Here is a 4,882-nt window from a genome sequence, read left to right on the forward strand (position 1 = left end):
GTAACAAAATCTAGTAACTGGAAAAGAGTGTTGGGTATGTTGGGTTTACTACTATTTTCATTAGTTGTAGGAGTTATCACGAGTGCTATGATCGTGCCGTTCCTCTCTGTAAATAACAAAAAACTATATGATTACTTCGCAATCTCTGCCATGACGGAAAGGTAGCTCGTCCAGTATAATGAAGATAGGTAATACAAATCCTTGCTATTAATGGGTTTTGCCGAACCTGTACAAAAAACTGGATGAGCTTCTTATCATGAGCGATCAGCCGATTCCGTCATAGAACGTGGAAATAAAATTTCTATTTTTCATAATGAGCTCCATTACCTACACTTTATTCAATGGAGGGATTCTTCTAGATGGAAATCATGGTAGAAACGTGTTGTGGCATTGATGTTCACCAAAAGACCATTGTCTGTTGTATTCTGGATGGTCCCTTAGATACGAATCGTCCTAAAAAGTATGAAAGAACGTTTGGTACTCGTACCCATGAGTTACGTCAAGCGCTAGAATGGTTAAATGATCATCAAGTAACAGTCGCCTTTATGGAAAGTACTGGATAAGTAATGTTTTTTGTTTTTTTAGATTATTCTTCCGAAGTTGATAACAACTCACAGGGGATAGACATTGAGATTATTGGAAGTCAAGAGTATTATGATTCAGTAAAAATTGAAATAAAAGAAGTCATAAAAAGTACAACTAAATCAATATCATTTGAAGACTACTCAATAAATATAAATAAAAGCAGAATTAATCAAGTGATAAGTGAAGAACGTAAAGAAGAACATCTTTTAATATATGAGATAATTGTAACTATAAATGATTATTATCTGAATTCTATCCAGATCAAATTGACAAGATAGATTTAGATTATACTGCGAACACAAGCCGAAGATGAAGCTTGATACCGGATTTAATTTTTCGGAATTCTGCCCAGCAGTGGTTGTTTAAAATCAAAGGCAATGTGCTGGAATCGATGATTTTCAGTGGAGTTGTCCGCTTGCGTCGTGTATGAAAATCCGTCGCTTCATGGATCTGCGTCACCAAATCGCGAAAAATAGCCTGGAAGAATTCCGTCGGCACTTGCCAAAGGAGTCTGCCTAGCTGCGAGAAACTAATGGTATCCTTGTTCGTGGTTTCCTGAAGTTCTTCGGATACATACTGTCACTGACGGCGCGTAAACTTTTCGTTTCATGAAGCTGCGCGTATAAGAGTATGTTCATAAATGAAGCCATAAGCAGCTTCTTTGTATAGTGATCGAGACAATGTAGCTGAACCTGTTCTGCGAATAATTCATTGGAAATCGGTTCTGCCCATAGCTCAAATGCTGTTTTTTTGTGTATTTTTAACCATGAGATTGTCCTTTATTTTGGATTTGGATGGATTACTGCCTCCAACCCATTATAAAGGATTTTTTTCTGGAAAAGAATAAGTGAAGAGTATTCAGAATTCATTACTTTGACTTAATATTTTAATACGACACTAGTGCCTATAATCATAAAACTTAAAGTTAATAGCATCATTCTTAGCAACTATAATATGGAACCCTACTTTAGCGCCTTTAGGAATATTGCTAAATTGAATAGTGATTGTCAACACTAAATCGGACAGGTTTTATAAGGTCTTTAATCGATACTCAATCGGTGTTTGATAATCCAGCGTCATGTAGTTCCGACTAATCTATTTGGTTGTATTCTACAAGACCCTAATTTCATTGTCCAAGTAAGTGTAGCCTATTCACCTAATTAAAGAAGCGCTGTATACAAGTTATCCTCCAAAACCAAACAAAGCCATTTACGACAGTGGTAAAACTAAGCTAATTATAAAGTGAATTATTACTGAAAACCCCAAGTACTTAGGCTTCCCATTCTCCATTGTCTAGAAGGCCCGAACACCAAAAATAATACCGCCTGTCATAAGTGCAATACTAGAGAAAAAGAGTATTACAATAAGGCCCTTTTCTATAAAACTGGATTTTTAAATATAAAATAACTTATCCTAAATAAGATAATACCTACGATACTTAATACAAGTGACCATTTACTGTTCTATTGTAAAGTCATAATTTCACCCTAATAGCAAGATTGGTTCAAAATGATGCGTTTTCTTATAACTTTAATTGATTCAATTACTGAATGTATACAGATCCTTCTTGTCAAAATTGCATCTGAAAGATGATTATTTTAAATTATCTCAATTACTTTCTTTTAATTATCTGTAGATTTCAGAGTGATAGCATCTTCTGCAAAAAATACTTTTACCATTTTCAAGGATGAAACATCTCATGAAAGATAATTCTGATATGATTGATGAAACAGTTGTGCAAAAAAATATTGCATAGTCTTCATTTGATAAAAAATTCGGATTTACTTTTGTATTTCGGTCTGTGTAGAAGGGTCTGATTGTATCAATGAGTAAAATGATGAAAATTATTGGGGCCGTTGCGATCATCAATATACTGGCCAGGTTATTTGGTTTTATCAGAGAGATAGCTATAACGAATGAGTATGGTGCGTCGAATACAGCTGATGCAATTGCAACGGCATATTCAATTCCAAACTTTATTTTTCTTGTGGTAGGCGGTGGATTAACGACTGCGTTTATATCTGTGTATCATTCAACGAGATCAGATAAAACGATGTTTGTCCGTAAGTCACTTACGACCGTTCTTATGACAGCGGTTTTTGTAACCGTGACTTTAATCATCTTTGTAGATCCCACTTTGAAACTTTTTTTCAAAAATCGAAGTGCAGAAGAATATGCATTATTACGCAACCTATATCTATGGATGATGCCATCTGCAATCATCCTTGTCTTGTCAACGTGGATGAGTGGAGTGCTAAATGTAAACGGTAAATACAATTTATCCAGTTTTGCAGTCCTTCTATATAATGTGGCTTTCGTCGGGATAGCTGTCTTGCTAACGAGTTATTTCGGTCCCAAATCATATGGAATAGGTGCTTTATGTAGTGCTCTATTAATGGGTGTATTTCTGTATTTAGGACTTCGAAAATCAAAACTGTATTCATTAAAACCTTCACTCGGTATGTCTGAAGATATTAAGAGGTTATGGGTGATTGCTTTGCCGATATTATTCGGTGGAGCTTCGTTACAACTTTATATTCTTATTCATCGGATTGTGTCTAACTGGTTTGGTGAAGGTGTGACTACCGCAGTTAACATTGCTTCGAAGTCGACTGGGCTTCCTCAGGCCATCTTGATGACTGCAGTAACGACCGTAATTTACCCTCTCCTTAGTAAAAAAGAAGGGGAGGGCAACATGGAGACGATTCGGACTCTTTATAAAAAAGGATTACTCTATCTATTCGCCCTACTCGTACCAGCAACAGTTGTCGCTTATATTTTTGCCGAACCGCTTATCAGTCTTGTCTTTGAGCGTAAAGAATTTACGCGAGAATCGGTCTTGCTTACGGTACCGATATTCCGTGCATTTTCGCTGTCGATGTTTTTTCTCGCCGCGAATACTTTTATCACCCGATTCTACTATGCAAAAGCCAACTCAATAGCGCCGGTATTATTTAGTGTAATTAGTGTCCTCGGCATCAATGTAGGAGTGATCTATCTGATGATGGACTCATTTGGTGCTTCCGCAATCGCTTATGGTACGGCTATTAGTGCGGCCGCGAACTTTTTGATGCTCGTTATATATGCAAGGATAAAATGGAAATTATAAAAAGGTCAGTTTATAGTATGCTTTTAATAAATGAAGGGGGTGCCATTCTTTTGGAAAGGCACCCCCTAACTTGAATAAGAAAATTACAAACGCAAATTAGGTATTACGTAAAGTCTTTACTAGTTATTTCTAGTGTATCCCCATCAAGTTCCAACAAAAAAGTATTGTCCCAGTTCATTGACTCCTTACATGTGATGGATAACTTATTATTGATCCAACCAGTAAATGTAATCATATCGATCATTTCTATTGGATTTTCCAAAAGTACTTTATCTTTTAAATTGGCTTCGATCTTTTGAATAGTATAATCATCAGCTATTAGGAATTCCCCGGATGGAGTTACAGTTAAACTTTTATAAAGATGGTTAGATTCATATTCGATTACATCTCCACTAAGACCATCCAATTGAAATAGATAATCTGAAGTGAGAACTAGAACCGTGTTATATTTCTTCGATAATGCAACAGCCCGCGGCGCCCCTCTGAATTCCCCACACCATTCATTAAAATCCTCATTCTCAAATTTCATCCATGTCCAACTTTGGGAGTTTCATGGACTTTTCACATCATAAATTCTCTCTTGGTATTGGCCTGAATATGGCTGGTCTATTATTTCCACTTTCGTTATCATCTAGTTCGTCCTCCGAAAAATCGAGTATTTATAAAGAATATTCATTTGCTATATTTTGATCTACACAATCTACACAAAAAACAGTACTTTCTTTTTTCAAATACGCTTTAATTTCAACCATCATGCTATTGCTTTGGAGCTTTCATCTTTGCATAGATTTCTTCCGCTCCTTGAATTTCTCGATTGCAAGTAGCGCAACATAAAGTTCGTTTTAACATTTGAACATCCCCTTTTTAGAATCTGGGCCCATTGTTGAACAACGATTATCTTTTTCATAACGTACTATTATTGTAACAAAAAAAATCTAGATGATTTGTTTGAATTTTACTTTTGTACTACGTGACTGACGTTAACTTAACGGCACTGTGCTTTAATTCGGCTGTTTGATCATTACACATTAAATAACTCGTTTTTTAATTGAAGTAAATATGAAACGATTTCCTACCCTATCCGTATACATAGTATGTAACAAAATCTAGTAACTGGAAAAGAGTGTTGGGTATGTTGGGTTTACTACTATTTTCATTAGTTGTAGGAGTTATCACGAGTGCTATGAT

3 protein-coding genes and 1 pseudogene are annotated in these 4,882 nt (G+C 35.7%); 2 read left to right on the plus strand and 2 right to left on the minus strand.

All coding sequences use genetic code 11. The annotated features are described in order from the left end of the window. Nucleotides 1–359: 359 nt before the first annotated feature. A complete protein-coding gene (locus tag CSV73_RS16150) occupies nt 360–563 on the plus strand; it encodes a hypothetical protein (protein WP_099628079.1) in 204 nt (67 codons plus the stop codon). A gap of 313 nt (nt 564–876) precedes the next feature. Here the strand turns inward: CSV73_RS16150 and CSV73_RS16160 are convergent. Continuing rightward, nucleotides 877–1,358, minus strand: a pseudogene (locus tag CSV73_RS16160) (DUF4372 domain-containing protein); the annotation flags it as partial. A 1,052-nt stretch (nt 1,359–2,410) separates the two neighbouring features. On the opposite strand from CSV73_RS16160, the gene murJ reads away from it, so the two are divergent. Next, complete coding sequence (murJ, locus tag CSV73_RS16165) at nt 2,411–3,694, plus strand: murein biosynthesis integral membrane protein MurJ (protein ID WP_099628081.1); 1,284 nt, start codon at nt 2,411–2,413, stop codon at nt 3,692–3,694. Between the two features lie 103 nt (nt 3,695–3,797). Here the strand turns inward: murJ and CSV73_RS16170 are convergent, their stop codons facing one another. Beyond that, a complete protein-coding gene (locus CSV73_RS16170) occupies nt 3,798–4,223 on the minus strand; it encodes a hypothetical protein (RefSeq protein ID WP_199093183.1) in 426 nt (141 codons plus the stop codon). Nucleotides 4,224–4,882 lie beyond the last annotated feature (659 nt).

Origin of the sequence: Sporosarcina sp. P1, assembly GCF_002743155.1 — a bacterium.
GTDB classification, from domain to species: Bacteria; Bacillota; Bacilli; order Bacillales_A; family Planococcaceae; genus Sporosarcina; species Sporosarcina ureae_B.

What these genes read in the sequence shown, in the direction of transcription:
- CSV73_RS16150 (WP_099628079.1), top strand. Translation starts at nt 360, where the DNA reads ATGGAAATCATGGTAGAAACGTGTTGTGGCATTGATGTTCACCAAAAG.
- murJ (WP_099628081.1), top strand. Translation starts at nt 2,411, where the DNA reads ATGAGTAAAATGATGAAAATTATTGGGGCCGTTGCGATCATCAATATA.
- CSV73_RS16170 (WP_199093183.1), bottom strand. Translation starts at nt 4,223, where the DNA reads ATGAAATTTGAGAATGAGGATTTTAATGAATGGTGTGGGGAATTCAGA.